This is a genomic window from Alteromonas marina (assembly GCF_000808575.1).
In the GTDB taxonomy this organism is placed as follows: domain Bacteria; phylum Pseudomonadota; class Gammaproteobacteria; order Enterobacterales; family Alteromonadaceae; genus Alteromonas; species Alteromonas marina_A.
This window is the reverse complement of record NZ_JWLW01000012.1, coordinates 50,720-67,262: the sequence shown is the minus strand read 5'-3', so window position 1 is coordinate 67,262 and position 16,543 is coordinate 50,720. Positions and strand designations below refer to the sequence as shown.

Genomic DNA, 16,543 nt, shown 5'->3' with positions numbered 1-16,543 from the left:
GCAATTTAACTAAACAAGAAATACTTTACGCGAGCTCCATATTCGTATAGCGCTATCTCCACTCTGCGCATAGCGCTTACAGATGGTATCTTGAGGTAGGGAGCTAGGCTTCCCGAGCTGTGGAAATCAACTGGGAAAATATTAATCTCATTACAATGTTCGGAGAGGAGTAGCGAAGCTCTTTTCATATGTGTAGCTGACGTAACGAGAATAACATTTTTTTTAGTTATATAGCTTTTTATCGACTCTACTTCACTCGCAGTGTCGACACCTTTAGCTACCAAAATTAGATTTTTACGCGGAACGCCAAGGTCAAAAAGCAAGTCAAACGCTTTTTGGGAATAGTTTGCATTAGGGTCATGTAAAAAATTTCCCCCCGTCACCAAAATTGGTTTATCTAGTTCCTTTGAAAGCTTACTTGCTTGAACTAGTCTTTGTAGGGAGCAATGACTCCATCTTGATATTTCTGACACCTTGCCGACTGTAGAGTAATAACAAGCGGGAGTGACGATAAAGTCTGTTCCTTCGAATTCCACTAATGCTTCTGAGTACGCTATTTCATGTTCCAAAGGATATAAAAGCAGATCTGCAAAGTAAGGCTGTGTTGTTAGCAACGCTAGTGATATAACACTGTACAAGCATGCTTTGCATAATCGTTTGAAATTAAACTGCCTCAGAATTAAGGCAATAGCTAAAATCAAGCAAATTAAGCTTAATGGTGAAGAAATAATGAAAAACAGCTCTCTTAAAAGATGCACAGTTAGCAACGTCCTAGTGTTAGCTCGATTGTTAAAGATAATAGATAGCTTAAATAAGCTAATGGGGTTTTGTACTATATTCTGGTTGAGCACATCAACTCATTTGCGCGCAGAACAACAATTTGTTGATGTAGTTGAGAGCGTTACAGAGAGTACCGTTGCGATAGCGTTGGATGCTCCTTATAAGTATGCATCTCCTAGGGTCTTAGGAACAGGTTTCATAGTTGATGATGGGTCTTATGCTATTACTAACTATCACGTGGTATCTGAACAGCTAGATCCGAAGTATGTTGAAAATTACGTAGTGCTTAGTGGTGAAGGTACGATTGTTAAAAAAGTAAAAGCAGAGATTATTAAAATAGATCTTAAGCACGACTTAGCTTTGTTAAAGCTAGATAGTATTTTGACTCCTGTAGCACTATCTTCTAAAAACATGCTGAGACCAGGCACTGACATAGCGTTTACTGGCTTTCCCATTGGAGCGATACTGGGGATTTACCCTGCGACTCACCGTGGCTACATATCAGCAATAACACCAGACGCTATACCAGCAATGAATTCGCAACAATTAAACTTAAAGATGATGCAGAGGTTAGATAGCGTTAGTCTGATATATCAACTGGATGCTATTGCTTACCCCGGAAATAGTGGAAGCCCTATGTACGACCCTAAATCGGGAGAGGTGGTTGGCGTTATCAATAAAGTTTTAGTAAAGGACACAAAGGAAAGTGCTTTGTCTTCGCCAACAGGTATTTCTTATGCGATTCCTGTTAAGTTTGTGATTAAGCTATTAAAGAGTCATTCCGGTAAGGATTGATGGAATAGATATTTAATTGTGGTTGAGCAATCGCCGGTGTCTCTATGTTTCTACAAAGATAGTGTTTTTTGTAAAGTCCATTAAGCAGGATAGCTTAGGCTTGAGTATCTTTATGTCTGTGTGTTTTTTAGACGAGTGAAATGAAGGTTGCTTATCAGGTAACCTTTAATAATTCAGAAGGTGAGTTCTCAAAATTTTCTTGCTATCATTTGATGAGAAAAGCCCTGCAATCTCAGTCTATACGGTTAGTTTATGTTGAAAGGTTGTACGATTTTTTTACAGTTTTTTTAGAGAATAAAATAAAAAGCTTTATACAACAAAGAACTAAGTTTCGGTATGAAACTTGTATGTCACAATGCGAATTGATTTTTCTAGGATGTTGTTGGAATGGAAAGTATGGATAACAATGAAAAAACCAGAATAAGCTCTCGCCGTAAGTTTTTAAAGAGAACCACTGCAGGCGCCATTTTAGCGTCATTACCAGCTGCATCAGTTTGGGGGCAAGACTCTCTTATAGCGGGCTCTATTGTGGCATCCGGTACAGGCTCTGATTTCGCTGGCGGTTCATCAATCGCACTTCTTTCTCCTGGCTACTGGAAGAACCATACTCAAGAATGGGGAATTGTTCCAACTACAGCCAGTTATTACTCATATACCAATAAAAAGCCATTCGGTTATGGGACCTGGGGAACGTTGATGAAAGACTCTAATGGTGACGTGCTTTCAGATACGGACATGCAAAACCTAACCCTTCTTAAAATACTGCAAAACCCGGGCGGCGGTAACGGCGAAGGTAATATTAAAGGGAAGTTTGCAGGCCCTGGTAACATTAATTGTTACATCGCTGAAATGATCTTGAATGCGGCCAATCATGGAAGAACCGTTAGTGGCCAATTGATTAATTTCCCGGTTTTGTTTGATTCAGCGAATGTAGGGTTTGGCAGCAGTAATGGCACATCACATAGAGGACTATTTCCAAGTTTAAATGCGTTTGCCAACTATCTTCACACCAGCGCTATTGGAAAAGAAACTGCCATGGCGCAAGAATTGGAAGCGTTGCTCAACGGAAACCATGCCTAAGAAGCTTGGTAAATATATTGAAGAAGGCGTGATTTATCACGCCTTTTCTGATCAAAGCGGTGTAACGTTTTATTCGACTGTAAGTAACGAAGTTTTTGTGGCAGCCGTGTCGGAAAATAATTTGCATGCAGCTTTTCACCTGAAAAACGAGTTCACAGTGGATGTATCAAATGTTGTGAGTGCACTGGTCAACCAGGGATTTGTAAAAACGGAATGGCATTAAGCAGCTTTGTGCTAAACACTCACCCATTTTCTTTTCGAGTGTCGACAGATATTGAGCAAATAGTTGAAAGTGTCAAGCTTCTTTACTGCGATGCTGTAGAATGGGACTCTCGAATTTCCCTTCCTTCTTACGAAATTGAAATCAAGCACGCAAGCCTTGCTAGAAAGCTGTTTAAGCCACAAAGTCAGTTTTTCTGTGATCAGCGTGAACCCTTTCTTCCAATGCCAATCGATAAGTGTCTGGCCATGTTCGAATGGGGCCTCAATTGGGTGGTGAGTGCTCATGAATTCAGGCATGTGATTCTTCACTCGGCGGTATTAGCTAAGGGTGACAAGGCGGTATTGTTTCCTGCGCCTCCTGGCTCAGGAAAAAGCACGTTGACAAGTTGGTTGAGTCATAATGGTTGGCGACTATTGTCTGACGAAATGGCTTTAATGACCCCAAATACTACACAAGTTACCCCTTTCGTTAGGCCTATTTGCCTGAAAAATAACGCAATTGCTTTAGCGAAAGAGTGGTTCCCTGATGGACGATTTTCACATATTTCTCCTAACACTCATAAAGGTGATGTAATACACCTCTCACCACCTCAAGTGTCGTGGCATGAGCGATTTAACACAGCAGAGGTAGTTGCAATTGTTTATCCTCAATATTCTACAGGCACATTCTGCGATATTTACGAGCTTACTAAGGCTGAAGCGTTTTCTACGCTTACTGCAAACGCATTCAATTATGGCGTTCTAGGTGGAACGGGGTTTACAACACTGACGAATTTAGTTGAGAAATGTCAAACTTTTGAAGTTAAGTATAATAATTTAGAAGAACTACAGAGCTTCTTGGAAAATGATGTCCTCTAATTCTTTACCTATAACCGAAGAAGCAATTGTTCGAGCGCTTCAAGACCCCAAGAGCTGCATAGGTAAAAGTGACGCGTGGTGGTTTAGTTTTATAAAAATTTTGCGTTTCGAGCGCTTACTGTCACTCTTTGCTTTTAGATGTGAAGAGTTAGATTTACTTGTCAGTTTTCCATTGGTAGTGCAAGGGCATCTTAAAAATGCGTTGATCATGGCTCAGCGACAAGCCGATCATTTAAAGTATGAAGTTTCGCTTCTATCTGATTCAATCAAAACCGTAACGCCTCAATGCTTATACTTGAAAGGCGCAGCTTACTGCCTAGCTAACATGACAGTTTCTAAAGGCCGCTTGTTTTCAGATATTGATGTTTTAGTGCCGAAGGAATGTTTGGATAAAATTGAAAAGAGCCTTTTATTTAAAGGTTGGCTGAGTAAACCGATTAATGATTATGATGAACGGTACTATCGAGAGTGGGCACACGAGATTCCTCCTCTTGTGCAGTCTAGGCGGGGCACTGTTGTGGACATTCATCACAATCTGGTCCCTCCTATATCAGGGAAAGCTCCAGATATTGAAGCATTTTTATCTCAGACCATGCATGTTAATGGTGTAACGGTACTCAAACCTCACGCGATGCTGCTTCACTCATGTATTCATCTTATTTTTAATGAAACATTCAAGCAGGCACATCGCGATTTGTATGACATTTCTTCTATTATCAAAGACTATGGCAATTCAACATTTTGGGATGAAGCTATTCGTCTCGCGAAAGAAACAGGCTTTTATAAAGAACTATTTTTGGGGTGTCGCTACAGCAGTAAGAAGCTTGGTTACGAACTGCCGCCTAAACTCACTGTTGATGTGCCCTATACAAGCGCTAAATTAATGTTGTTGGACTTGGTAATGCTAAAAGCATTGTCGCCTCATCATCCACTATGTAAAGCACCCGGTAGAGGTGTCGCTAATTTTCTTGCTTGGGCGAGAGGGCATTGGTGTAAAATGCCCTTAATGTTGCTCATTTATCATCTTTCTATCAAATCTGGCAGGGCGCTTGCACAGTCTATTTGGGGTAAACATATTTTTGATGCTGAAGGGACACCTAAATAGTGGGTAATTATCTTATGGAGAAAAAGTTGAAAATCTTAGTCACCGGAGCAGCTGGTTTCATTGGTGCAGCTGTATCGCAATACCTTATCAATCGTGGTGACCAAGTTGTCGGGATTGACAACATTAACGATTATTACGATGTGAATTTAAAGCACGCTCGTCTAGACAAAATAAAATCATCAACTGCTGCTGATTTGTTTTCTTTCGTAGAAATGGGTGTTGAAGAGCGCGGTAAAATGGCTGCGCTTTTTGAAGAGCACAAATTTGATAGAGTGGTGCATCTGGCTGCTCAAGCTGGTGTGCGTTATTCACTTGAAAATCCTAACGCTTACGTCGATTCTAACATTGTTGGTTTTGTAAATATTCTTGAAGGGTGTCGCCATAATAAAGTCGAGCACTTGGTGTATGCGTCATCTAGCTCAGTTTATGGCGCTAATGAAACAATGCCGTTTTCAGAGCAGCACAATGTCGATCACCAAGTTAGCTTGTATGCCGCTTCTAAAAAAGCGAACGAGCTAATGGCGCACACTTATAGCCACCTGTATAACTTGCCTACAACAGGGCTGCGCTTTTTCACCGTTTACGGTCCTTGGGGTCGTCCAGATATGGCGCTGTTCAAGTTCACTAAAGCTATTTTGGAAGGTGAAACAATTCAGGTCTACAACTACGGTAACCACCGTCGTGATTTTACCTATATTGATGATATCGTTGAGGGCGTAATTCGCTCACTGGATAATGTGGCCAAGCCTAACGAAAGTTGGGACGGCGGCAATCCGGACCCTAGCACCAGTAAGGCGCCTTATAAGGTGTATAACATTGGTGCGCAAACGCCTGTTCACCTTTTGAAGTTCATTGAAACGCTGGAAAGTGCACTGGGTATCGAGGCTAAGAAAGAGCTGCTTCCTATGCAGCCGGGCGATGTGCCTGACACCTATGCTGATGTGTCGTCGCTGGTTGAAGATACTGGGTACCAACCGTCTACCGATGTCGAAACAGGCGTAAAAGCGTTTGTTGCTTGGTATCGTGACTTTTACAAGGTGTAAGACCTAGAGCGTTAAGCGTTATCTAAAAAGCAGTTAAAGTGCACTGCTTCTCATAAATCCTGCACACTTTTTGGGCAAGAACTCTTTCGTGGTTGCATAACCGAGCTCAAAGAGTGTGTTTTTAATTTCAGGTGTAAGCGAAAAATCTACTGCGGAAATCTCCCCGGTATTTACCACCACCGTATTGTGCCAATACTTCGCATTGACGTACTCCCTGGAAATTGCCGTCATAAACGTGCGAATAAGCATGCTGACATATTGCGGCAGTTGAAGTAAGTTCTTTTTAATGGCTTTGCGTTTTTGTTCGGTGCTTTGTAGCCTGAAACACACGGATGGCGTGCCATCGCCTCGCCAGTCTTCAAACAGTGCATCTTCAGACAATATCGCCCCATCTACTAGCAAGTGCTCTTTAAAGGGCTTAAACGAGAAGATAAGCGGAATCGACATAGAATATCGTACAGCTTCTGACACCTTCATATCTGGAGAGGTTTGTTTGTTGAACAAAACTGGTCCGCCGCCGTTTACGTCGGTAGCCAGAATATGCAAATCAAGAGGTAGGTCTGCAAACACTGCGCCTTCCAACTGTTTATCAATCCATCGTTGAAATACGTCGCCAGAAGAAAGACCGCCTTCCCGAAGCAACCTTACGAGTGAAAATTCAGTGAATTGCTTGAAATCAGTAACCAGTGCGAGCTCTCGCATTTGCTCCACAGTGTAACCTTTAGCATAAAGTGACGCGATAATAGAGCCGCCAGATACGCCAACCAAAGTATCGAAGCCTACGTTCATGTCCTGCAGCGCTTTAATGATGCCGATATGGGCGCTCAACCTTGTTCCTCCACCTGAAAAGATGGGCACAATTTGTGTCGTGTTCGCCTGTAAAAGGTTATTCGGTATTCCTGCCGAGGCTATCTGCATATGCATACTCCAAACTAGGGAGGCGTTGCGAACAAGGTTTTAAATGAGCGGTAAAACGAAACGCAGTGCCTCATAGTAAAAGCGTAGTTTAATGGCGCACTATCAGTAAAGTTTGAAAAGGAAGAAGAGCGATATCTTTAGTCTAAGGTGTTGCTATATCGCTACATTGAATGATGTTCTGTGTCCTTAACTGTAAGCTCAACTGGCCCTTCACACTTTGCAATTGTTTGAACAACGTGGAAACGACCCATAAAAAAGGCTCACTTCTGGGTTAACAGTGTGAGCCATGTTTATATGCATTTGTGTCACTAACGCGCTTTGTGACCTTGATTATAAACCTGAGATTCTAACCAACAAATACACGTCTGACATTAACTCGCCGCAAGCTTCGCTTTCATCTCACGTCGACGGGCGTGTAATAAAGGTTCAGTGTAACCGCTAGGTTGCTCTTTACCTTTGAAGATAAGGTCACTTGCGGCTAAGAAGCCAATTGAGCTGTCTAAATCAGGTGTCATTGGGATATATTCAGGGTCTCCCGCATTTTGCTCATCTACCAAGACAGCCATACGAGCCAAAGACTCCTTTACCTGATCTACACTTACAATGCCATGCTCCAGCCAGTTGGCGATATGCTGCGATGAAATACGCAAGGTCGCGCGGTCTTCCATCAAGCCTACATTGTTGATGTCCGGAACTTTCGAACAGCCTACGCCTTGGTGAACCCAGCGTACAACGTAGCCTAAAATGCCCTGAACGTTATTGTCGATTTCACGCTTAATACTTTCACGCGTCAAAGTAGAGGCATCTTCTAACAATGGAATGGTAAGTATGTCAGCAAGGCCACTAAAGTTTTCATCTAGGGACTTTTGAACGTCAAACACATTTACATCGTGGTAATGAAGCGCGTGCAATGTTGCTGCAGTAGGTGAGGGAACCCACGCCGTATTAGCCCCTGCTTTAGGATGACCAATTTTCGCGGTCATCATATTTTGCATTTCGTCAGGTATTGGCCACATGCCCTTACCAATTTGCGCTTTGCCAGAAAGGCCACAACGAAGGCCTACTGCAACGTTTGCAGTTTCATAAGCCTTGATCCACGCCATAGACTTGAGCGCAGCTTTTTCTGCGAAAGGGCCGGCAAGCATCGAGGTATGGATCTCATCACCGGTTCTGTCTAAGAAACCTGTGTTGATAAATACTACACGTGAAGTGGCTTCAGCAATACAAGCCTGAAGGTTGATACTAGTACGGCGCTCTTCATCCATTATACCCATTTTGAGGGTGTTAGCTGGAACATCGATAATCGTTTCTATAGCACCAAACAATGCGTTAGAAAATGCCACTTCCTCTGGACCGTGCATTTTTGGTTTAACAATATAAATACTGCCTTCGCGGCTGTTTTTAAATTTGCTGTTTCCTAAAAGATCATGCTTTGCGATAAGTGAAGTGACTAACCCGTCCATGATCCCCTCTGGCACTTCTTCGCCGTCAAAGAGCATGGCATTATTAGTCATAAGGTGGCCCACGTTTCTAACAAACATAAGGCTTCGACCAGAAAGTACTAGTTCGCCGTCTTTTAGCTTGTCTTGTGAAGCGTGTTTAGACGGCTGGTAGCTTCTATCGTCATGCATAGCGCGAACAAGCTGCTTTCCGCCCTTTGTCATTTCAATGCTTAGCGAGCCTTTCATTAAGCCTAACCAGTTGCTATACACCAAGGTTTTGTCTTCAGCGTCAACAGCAGCAACGGAATCTTCGCAGTCCATTATGGTGGTTAATGCAGCTTCAACCAGTACGTCTTTTACGTTTGCGGCATCGCTCTCGCCAATAGGATGAGTCGGGTCTAGTTGAATTTCAAAATGCAGACCGTTGTGCGCAAATAGCAGGCTTGACGGTGCGCTAATGTCACCTTGGTATCCTTGCCATTGCTCTGTGTTTGCTAAGGTGGTTTCATCGCCGTCGACAAGAGTGATCGCCAATTTACCCGATTCAACCTTATACTCAGTAACGTCAGCGTGGCTGCCTTTTGCTAGAGGTATCATGCCATCTAGATAGTCTTTCGCTTTCGCAACGACTTTGGCGCCGCGTACGGGGTTGTAGCTTTTTCCTGCTTCTGCTCCACCTTCATTGCTGATGACGTCAGTGCCGTATAGTGCGTCGTACAAACTTCCCCAACGGGCGTTTACCGCGTTAAGTGCATAGCGAGCGTTGTTTATTGGCACGACTAGCTGAGGGCCTGCCATTGTCGCTATTTCAGCATCCACGTTTTGTGTTTGTGCACTCACTTGAGATGGCTGCTCAACAAGGTAACCAATGCTTTTTAGGAAGTCGGTATATTCGGTTCCATTTACTGGGTTGCCAGCTTTATGATAATCGTCGATAGCGCGCTGAAGCTGTTCTCGCTTTTCTAATAGTGCGCGATTTTGAGGAATGAATTTTTCGAAGAGGGTTTCTGCACCTTGCCAAAAAGTGTCTTTATCTACGCCTGTGCCAGGAAGTGCCTGTTCATTAATAAAGTTATCGAGTTGTTCGGCAACCTGTAGTCGGCCTCTAGTAATATATCCTTGCATAACTACCTCTATACATTTGTCTGTTCACCCAGTGTAGTGTGTATAGAGATAGTTTTTTAATTTATGGTTTGTATTTCTGCCATATATTCTGTGAATGTTTAGCCCGCATTCATTTCGCTAGCTACATCGCTGATTAAGCGGCGCAACCAAATGTGACCTGCGTCATGGTGAAGTAGGGCACTCCACGCCATTTTTAGCGCAATAGGTGGTATGTCGAAAGGCGGCTCTTTAATTACGACATCTGGGTCGTGTTTGAATAAACGCGCCGCTTTGCTTGGTAGGGTAGCAATAAGTTTTTGCTTTTTCGCAATCTGAAGCGCTGCGTGGTAGTGGCGAGTAAATACGCGAATTGCACGCTGTTTACCAATTTTTGTTAGCTCAGCGTCTACCCAACCCAACTTTTGAACTTCATTCGGGTCAATACCTACGCCCACACCAAACCCAGTTTTACTCACCCAAATATGCTGGGCACTCAAGTAGCCTTCTAGGTTGCATTTTTCTACTAGCGGATGGTCGGAACTCATAACGCAGCTAAAGGTGTCATACCAGATAACTTTTTGGTGAAACGACAAAGGCAGTTCATCGAATCGGTTAATTGCCATATCCACTTTACCTTGTTCTACATCGTGGAACGTCACGTCACTCGGGGTAATAAGGTCAAGGGTTATATTGGGCGCTAAATCGGCCAGTCTTCCAACGAGTTCAAGTAACAAGGTACTTTCTGCATAGTCACTGGTCATAATGCGGAAGGTTCTGTCGCTGGTTAACGGGTCAAAATCAGTTTCGGGCTGAATAGAGCTCTCTAATCGGCTAAGAACATCGCGAATAATAGGTTGCAGCTCAAGGGCACGCTTGGTGGGAGTCATCCCATCGCTAGTGCGAACTAATAGGGGATCTTTAAACAGATCGCGAAGGCGCTTTAAGCCATTACTCATTGCTGGCTGAGTAATGCTTAGCTGGTTTGCAGCTTTGGTTACACTTCCTTCGCGCAACAGCACATCTAAATAAACCAATAAATTCAGGTCGACCTTCGCTATATTCATTATTCTAATGCTCTTTTTAAACCTAATTAAACATAGATATTATAAAGCTTTTTTATTTGATTGTCAGATAAGCGTTTAGTCTTAACTTAAGCACTTTTATAACAATAAGTGATTGAAAAATATGGTGTATATAATTTTTTTATGGGGTTTTGAAAAATATGGCTTCTTTTATTTTTCGTAGAAAATATAAATGAAATGAATAGCGTGCACAAAAAAGGGCACCCGAAGGTGCCCTGTAGGAAAGGTTGGGATACTTTCCGTTTAACTCATTGCCTGTTCGCGTTATACGTCGAACTGGTTCATGGTGTTATCTTCACCAGACGCTTTAAGTGCACCTTCACCTGAGAAGTACTCTTTGTGCGTATCACCTAGGTCAGAACCTGCCATCGCTTGGTGCTTAACGCACGCTAGACCTTGGCGAATTTCTTGACGCTGAACACCGCGTACATAAGCAAGCATACCTTCTTCACCGAAGTAACCTTTTGCAAGGTTGTCAGTAGACAGTGCTGCAGTGTGATAAGTCGGAAGCGTGATAAGGTGATGGAAGATACCCGCTTCACGCGCTGCGTCAGCCTGGAAGCTCTTAATCTTCTCGTCCGCCGCTGCTGCAAGTTCGCTGTCATCATAGTCAGCAGACATAAGTTTCGCGCGGTCATATCCAGAAACGTCTTTGCCTTCTTCTGTCCAGGCATCAAATACTTGCTGACGGAAGTTAAGCGTCCAGTTGAATGATGGAGAGTTGTTATAAACCAGCTTTGCGTTCGGTACTTGTTCGCGAATAGCGTTAACCATTTCAGCAATTTGGCCAACGTGTGGCTTTTCAGTTTCAATCCAAAGCAAGTCAGCGCCGTGCTTAAGTGAAGTCACACAGTCAAGTACTACGCGGTCAAAACCTGTACCTTCTTTGAAGCGGAATAGACCGTTTGGTAAACGCTCTGGTTTAACCAGTTTGCCGCCTTGCTTAAGTACTAGGTCACCTTCAGTTAGGTCTTCAACACCTGCAACTTCAGTCGTTTTAAGGAATGCGTTGTACTGGGCGGCTAAGTCACCTTCTGATGTAGATACTGGGATCTTTTGAGTAAGGCCTGCACCCAGTGAATCGGTACGTGCAACAATAACACCTTCATCTACGCCAAGTTCTAAGAACGCATAGCGAACTGCGTTGATTTTAGCTAGGAAGTCTTCGTGTGGAACCGTTACTTTACCGTCTTGGTGACCACATTGCTTCGCATCTGACACTTGGTTTTCGATTTGAATACAGCACGCGCCAGCTTCAATCATTTGCTTAGCTAGAAGGTAAGTCGCTTCTTCGTTACCAAAACCTGCATCGATATCAGCGATAATTGGTACTACGTGCGTTTCGTAGTTATCGATTTCAGCTTGAATTGCAGCTACATCGCCACCGTTTTTCTTCGCGTCGTCTAGTTTGTGGAAAAGGTCGCCTAATTCACGCGCATCTGCTTGACGAAGAAAAGTGTAAAGCTCTTCAATAAGTGCAGAAACTGATGTTTTCTCGTGCATTGATTGGTCAGGTAGAGGACCAAACTCAGAGCGAAGTGCTGCTACCATCCAGCCAGAAAGGTATAGGTAGCTTTTATTTGTTGTGCCTTGATGCTTTTTAACTGAAAGCATTTTCTGTTGGCCTACAAAGCCATGCCAGCAGCCTAGTGACTGTGTGTACTGAGACGAATCTGCGTCGTATTCAGCCATGTCTTTGCGCATAATGCTTGCAGTATAGCGAGCAATGTCTAAACCTGTTTTAAAACGGTTTTGAACCTTCATGCGTGCAGCGAATTCTGGGTTGATACCTTCCCAAGTTCCGTTTTGTGCTGCCTTTAATGTGGCGAAGTTATCAATGTCTTGTTGATATTGCGACATGAGCGTCTCTCCCGACTGTAATTAAAATACTTAACGTTGTTTATGTTTACGCTGTAGGGCGTTCCCGTTGATTCCATTTCATCCTAGTGCCGGATTTGGAATAATAGAAATATATATTTTGCATTGCGGTCATTTATTTTATGAATGTAGATTGTGTGGGAGTCAGTCGAGTTGTAGGGACAAACTTAAATTGCAAGCGCGCACTGAAATGTTCGCCTATATTTAAGAAATGATTTCGCTTAGCAAATAGTTTCGCTGAACTATGGCAGCGTAAGTGGTAGGGAAGCCTTCAAATAATGGGCATTGGTGAAAATACTAATTATGGTTGTTTGGTCGGATCTTTGTCTTCAGCCTGTTTGGTATGCGGTCGGTAAATTCCTAATAGTGTTGGTTTTTTCAAATGTCTATTAGCTAAATGGGTAATAGCTTTATACCTGTGGTCAGGGTAGCGTTAGCCTAAAGGGGCACAACAACGCGGTTTGATAGGCGAAAGGCGCTAAGTTGGCGCTAGGTTGTTGATTATTAATTGTAAAAGTAGGTGTTATGAGTAGCGGTGTATTGTCGTCAGTTGATCAAAGAACCAAGCTTGTAGGCGAGAACAGGCTTGAACTTTTGATGTTTCAACTGGGAACACGACACATATTTGCCATGAACGTCTTTAAAATTAAAGAAGTTATAAACGTACCTAAGCTCAATATAATGCCTGGTTCACATCACAATCTGAAAGGGGTGATGAACTACCGAGGAAGCTCCATTCCCATTATAGACTTGCGTCAGGCAATCAAAATGCGCGGTGCAGCCACACAGGCAACAGCCAAGAACGTTATCATCACTGAGTACAATAGAAGCGTGCAGGGCTTCATTATTGGTGAGGTAAAAAACATAGTGAATACATCCTGGGGTACCATTCAACCCCCCCCTAGCGGCATTGGAAAATCCAATTATTTAACCGCCATAACTCAGGTGAATGTTGAGGGTAAACAAGAGCTGGTAGAAATCATTGATGTTGAAAAAGTGCTCGCGGAAATCATCGATTACGACACATCTATCTCTGAAGAAGTGTTAGATAAAGAGATAGTTAACCACTTTTTAGGTAAGAAAGTGTTGATAGTGGACGACTCAAGCACGGCAAGAAAACAAATAAAGGATACGTTAGAGCAGCTTGGCATCACGATTATCGAACGAAAAAACGGCGCTGAAGCGTTAGCATTACTCAAAAAGTGGGCAGATGAAGGTAAAAATCCTACCGACGAAATTCTGCTTATGTTCACCGACGCAGAAATGCCAGAAATGGACGGCTATCGACTTACTTCAGAAGTGCGTAACGACCCGCGTATGAGCAACTTATTTATAGCACTCAACACATCATTAAGCGGAAGCTTCAACGACGCCATGGTAGAAAAAGTGGGGTGTGACAGGTTTATCTCCAAGTTCCAGCCCGACATGCTCGTTGACGTGGCACAACAGCGCATGCGCGAATACCTCTCATCACAAAATAAGTAGTCGCTTCCTTCTTAAAAGTTGCTAATTTGATGAGATGACCATCTGGTCATCTCATGCTTGCGTTATTTTGTCCAAAAGCTTTGAGCATCTTGCCAGCCTGCTTTACACTATTACATCTTATCGCTTTGCTAACACCTTTATGATCACCAAAGAATCATTCGCGATAGTTTCTTTATTGTTGTTGTATCTTCGGGTAACCAGGCCGGTAGATACCTTACTTACTCAGGGAAGTTTAAATGATTAAACAATTTGTTCGCACATCACTACTAAGTTGTGCGTCTATTGCTGTTCTTGCGGGTTGTGGTATCACAGAATCTATAACCGAATCAGCAAGTGCAACCGGTACGCAAACTAAAGGCGTGCCGAAAAATATCATTATGGTTGTTGCCGACGGTATGGGGCCTGCCTACACCACCGCTTATCGTAATTATGTAGATGATCCGTCAACTCCGGAAGTCGAGACAGTTGTATTTGACGAGATTTTGGTGGGTAACGCGTCGACTTACCCCGCTCGTGTATCGGGTTATGTTACCGATTCAGCAGCTGCCGCAACAGCGCTTGCTACTGGCGTTAAGTCATACAACGGTGCAATAGGTGTTGATGTAAACAAACAACCGGTAAATTCTGTTATGCACCATGCGAAGAGTAAAGGCATGCGTACTGGTTTGGCAGTAACCTCTCAAATTGTTCATGCGACACCCGCGTCATACATCGCACATAACGAGAGCCGCAAGAACTACAACGAAATAGCTGAAGATTTCTTTGATGTTCGCGTAGAGGGCAAGTTTGTCGCTGACGTGATGCTAGGTGGTGGAACGTCTTACTTTGAACGCGACGACAGAGATATCTTGGCGCAATTTATTGATGCTGGCTACGAATATGCCGACTCATATAACCGCTTGGCTTCAGTGCCTGCGGGAAGTAATGTTCTCGGTCTGTTTGCTCCGGTAGCACTGCCTGCGGTACTGGACGACAAGCGCAAAAATCGTCTTGAGTACCTAACTCAACATGCTATTAAACACTTAGAAAACGACAACGGGTTCTTTCTTCTTGTTGAAGCTAGCCAAGTAGATTGGGCGGGTCACGCAAACGATATCGCGTCTGCCATGGCTGAAATGCACGATCTTGCGTTAACTATGGAGTATTTGCGTGACTATGTGAAAGCCAACCCAGACACTCTTGTTATTTTGACGGCGGACCACAGCACAGGAGGCCTAACCATTGGCGCGAACGGCGACTACCGCTGGAGCCCTGAACATCTTAAGTCTATGTCAGCCTCGGTAATGACAATTGCTTTAGAGATGGCAAATGAAGATAACCCTGGCGAATTTGTGGCGCAGAAGCTTGGCTTGTCGTTGAGTGAAGAAGAGCTTGCCACGCTAGATAGCGTATCAAACCAAGATGATGAAACTCGCTTCATGGCAGTAAAAACCTTCTTGGACACAAAAACAAATACGGGGTGGACTACAGGTGGTCATACTGGGGTAGATGTTGAAGTGTTTGCTTTTGGCTCTGGCTACCAGTCGTTTACGGGGCAAATTGATAATACGGATATTGCAAAAACAATCTTCAGTTTTATCGATAAAAAACAGCCAGTAATAATCGATTCTGATTCAAATAAAGTATCAGAAAAGGTATCGACCAACATTGAGCTTACGTCAGACGAAGATGATGATGGCTTGTGTGACTTTAAGGAAGATTGGCGCTGTAACTAATCGCTACATTGTTTGTATAGAAATTAAAGCGCCAGCGTTTTTATAACAAGGCGCTTTATTTTTATCTGTGGTAAGCAGGAAAGGGGAGCTATGAAAAACGAAATGCTGGCACTACTTCAAGATATCTATGATGAAGTTGAGCCCATGTTGGGCATGGGAAAAGTTGCCGACTACATCCCTGCGTTGGCCACGGTTAATCCACGGCAATTTGGCATTTCAATTTGCGACACAAACGGTCAAATAACGTCGATAGGCGATGCGAGCGTTCCTTTTTCTATTCAAAGTATCTCAAAAGTCTTTAATCTTGTTTTAGCTATCAATCACTACGGTGAAACCATGTGGGAGCGAGTTGGATGCGAGCCATCCGGCCTGCCTTTTAACTCTCTTGTTCAGTTGGAATATGAAAACGGTATTCCCCGTAACCCCTTCATTAATGCCGGTGCGCTGGTGGTCAGTGATATGGTGCAATCTCGGTTCGCTTCGCCTCATATTGCCATGCGAGATTTCGTAAGACGCTTAAGCTGTAACGGCGATATTGTGGTAAATAAGGTGGTGGCGGAGTCTGAATACGAGCACCGCTCTCGCAATGCGGCAATGGCATATTTGATGAAGGCCTACGGAAATTTTGAAAATGAAGTGGAAGGTGTACTTCGTAATTACTTTCACAACTGTGCGTTAGAAATGAGCTGTGAAGACCTAGCTCGGTCTACCAGTTTTCTTGCTAACGCCGGCTTCTCAACCTGCGCAAATGAGCAGGTGTTAACGCCTTATCAAACTAAGCAGGTGAATGCGCTCTTGGCAACCAGCGGTATGTATGATGAAGCGGGGAGCTTCGCGTTCAAAGTGGGTCTGCCGGGTAAAAGTGGCGTAGGCGGAGGCATAGTGGCTGTTGTACCAGGACGCTTTTCAATATGCGTATTTTCGCCAGCGCTTAATAGCGTGGGTAATTCTCAGCTAGGTGTGGCGGCTTTGACATCGCTAAGTGAACGCATTAATTGGTCTATTTATTAGAGGCTTTTGCGGTTCGTTGTATATC

General features: G+C 43.5%; 14 protein-coding genes. 9 read left to right on the top strand and 5 right to left on the bottom strand.

Annotation, left to right across the window (positions count from 1 at the left end; translation table 11 throughout):
* Positions 1-5: 5 nt before the first annotated feature.
* Positions 6-758 (bottom strand): YdcF family protein, encoded by a 753-nt coding sequence (locus RJ41_RS05975; protein WP_167334065.1) that lies wholly within the window; start codon positions 756-758, stop codon positions 6-8.
* On the opposite strand from RJ41_RS05975, the gene RJ41_RS05970 reads away from it, so the two are divergent.
* From RJ41_RS05970 to RJ41_RS05945, 6 genes are all read left to right on the top strand, one after another.
* Positions 730-1,575, top strand: coding sequence for a S1C family serine protease (locus tag RJ41_RS05970; protein WP_240485736.1), 846 nt, complete (start codon positions 730-732; stop codon positions 1,573-1,575). The two genes, RJ41_RS05975 and RJ41_RS05970, sit on opposite strands and share 29 nt — an antisense overlap.
* A gap of 396 nt (positions 1,576-1,971) precedes the next feature.
* A complete protein-coding gene (locus tag RJ41_RS05965; protein WP_167334064.1) occupies positions 1,972-2,655 on the top strand; it encodes a twin-arginine translocation signal domain-containing protein in 684 nt (227 codons plus the stop codon).
* Positions 2,648-2,878: a hypothetical protein gene (locus RJ41_RS05960; protein ID WP_039218225.1), complete on the top strand. Its 231-nt coding sequence runs from the start codon at positions 2,648-2,650 to the stop codon at positions 2,876-2,878. The genes RJ41_RS05965 and RJ41_RS05960 overlap by 8 nt, the downstream gene beginning before the upstream one ends.
* Positions 2,869-3,735: an HprK-related kinase A gene (locus tag RJ41_RS05955; RefSeq protein ID WP_039218222.1), complete on the top strand. Its 867-nt coding sequence runs from the start codon at positions 2,869-2,871 to the stop codon at positions 3,733-3,735. The genes RJ41_RS05960 and RJ41_RS05955 overlap by 10 nt, the downstream gene beginning before the upstream one ends.
* Positions 3,722-4,840 (top strand): nucleotidyltransferase family protein, encoded by a 1,119-nt coding sequence (locus RJ41_RS05950; protein ID WP_052235409.1) that lies wholly within the window; start codon positions 3,722-3,724, stop codon positions 4,838-4,840. Before RJ41_RS05955 ends, RJ41_RS05950 begins: the two co-directional genes overlap by 14 nt.
* Positions 4,841-4,866: 26 nt before the next feature.
* Entirely contained in the window at positions 4,867-5,883 is a 1,017-nt protein-coding gene (locus RJ41_RS05945; protein ID WP_039219125.1) for an NAD-dependent epimerase, read from the top strand.
* A gap of 33 nt (positions 5,884-5,916) precedes the next feature.
* Here RJ41_RS05945 and RJ41_RS05940 read toward each other — a convergent pair whose 3' ends face one another.
* The 4 genes from RJ41_RS05940 to RJ41_RS05925 all read right to left on the bottom strand — a co-directional run bounded on the left by RJ41_RS05940 (position 5,917) and on the right by RJ41_RS05925 (position 12,289).
* The gene (locus RJ41_RS05940; protein ID WP_052235408.1) at positions 5,917-6,801 is read right to left on the bottom strand and encodes a patatin-like phospholipase family protein; all 885 of its coding nucleotides are present in this window, start codon (positions 6,799-6,801) and stop codon (positions 5,917-5,919) included.
* A 371-nt stretch (positions 6,802-7,172) separates the two neighbouring features.
* On the bottom strand, positions 7,173-9,368 hold the full coding sequence (locus RJ41_RS05935; RefSeq protein ID WP_039218220.1) for a malate synthase G: 2,196 nt from the start codon (positions 9,366-9,368) through the stop codon (positions 7,173-7,175).
* 98 nt (positions 9,369-9,466) lie between these two features.
* On the bottom strand, positions 9,467-10,411 hold the full coding sequence (locus RJ41_RS05930) for a LysR family transcriptional regulator (RefSeq protein ID WP_014950208.1): 945 nt from the start codon (positions 10,409-10,411) through the stop codon (positions 9,467-9,469).
* A gap of 282 nt (positions 10,412-10,693) precedes the next feature.
* On the bottom strand, positions 10,694-12,289 hold the full coding sequence (locus tag RJ41_RS05925) for an isocitrate lyase (RefSeq protein ID WP_039218215.1): 1,596 nt from the start codon (positions 12,287-12,289) through the stop codon (positions 10,694-10,696).
* Between the two features lie 543 nt (positions 12,290-12,832).
* On the opposite strand from RJ41_RS05925, the gene RJ41_RS05920 reads away from it, so the two are divergent.
* The 3 genes from RJ41_RS05920 to glsB all read left to right on the top strand — a co-directional run bounded on the left by RJ41_RS05920 (position 12,833) and on the right by glsB (position 16,518).
* Positions 12,833-13,792: a chemotaxis protein CheV gene (locus RJ41_RS05920; RefSeq protein WP_039218214.1), complete on the top strand. Its 960-nt coding sequence runs from the start codon at positions 12,833-12,835 to the stop codon at positions 13,790-13,792.
* Positions 13,793-14,028: 236 nt separating this feature from the next.
* Positions 14,029-15,507, top strand: coding sequence for an alkaline phosphatase (locus RJ41_RS05915; RefSeq protein WP_039218212.1), 1,479 nt, complete (start codon positions 14,029-14,031; stop codon positions 15,505-15,507).
* A gap of 102 nt (positions 15,508-15,609) precedes the next feature.
* Entirely contained in the window at positions 15,610-16,518 is a 909-nt protein-coding gene (gene glsB, locus RJ41_RS05910; protein ID WP_039219122.1) for a glutaminase B, read from the top strand.
* The last annotated feature ends 25 nt before the right edge of the window (positions 16,519-16,543 follow it).

Bases quoted from the DNA above. Each gene is read 5' to 3' on its own strand.
- glsB (WP_039219122.1), top strand. From the start codon at position 15,610: ATGCTGGCACTACTTCAAGATATCTATGATGAAGTTGAGCCCATGTTG.
- RJ41_RS05965 (WP_167334064.1), top strand. From the start codon at position 1,972: ATGGATAACAATGAAAAAACCAGAATAAGCTCTCGCCGTAAGTTTTTA.
- RJ41_RS05955 (WP_039218222.1), top strand. From the start codon at position 2,869: ATGGCATTAAGCAGCTTTGTGCTAAACACTCACCCATTTTCTTTTCGA.
- RJ41_RS05950 (WP_052235409.1), top strand. From the start codon at position 3,722: ATGATGTCCTCTAATTCTTTACCTATAACCGAAGAAGCAATTGTTCGA.
- RJ41_RS05915 (WP_039218212.1), top strand. From the start codon at position 14,029: ATGATTAAACAATTTGTTCGCACATCACTACTAAGTTGTGCGTCTATT.
- RJ41_RS05930 (WP_014950208.1), bottom strand. From the start codon at position 10,411: ATGAATATAGCGAAGGTCGACCTGAATTTATTGGTTTATTTAGATGTG.
- RJ41_RS05940 (WP_052235408.1), bottom strand. From the start codon at position 6,801: ATGCAGATAGCCTCGGCAGGAATACCGAATAACCTTTTACAGGCGAAC.
- RJ41_RS05925 (WP_039218215.1), bottom strand. From the start codon at position 12,289: ATGTCGCAATATCAACAAGACATTGATAACTTCGCCACATTAAAGGCA.
- RJ41_RS05960 (WP_039218225.1), top strand. From the start codon at position 2,648: ATGCCTAAGAAGCTTGGTAAATATATTGAAGAAGGCGTGATTTATCAC.
- RJ41_RS05920 (WP_039218214.1), top strand. From the start codon at position 12,833: ATGAGTAGCGGTGTATTGTCGTCAGTTGATCAAAGAACCAAGCTTGTA.
- RJ41_RS05970 (WP_240485736.1), top strand. From the start codon at position 730: ATGAAAAACAGCTCTCTTAAAAGATGCACAGTTAGCAACGTCCTAGTG.
- RJ41_RS05935 (WP_039218220.1), bottom strand. From the start codon at position 9,368: ATGCAAGGATATATTACTAGAGGCCGACTACAGGTTGCCGAACAACTC.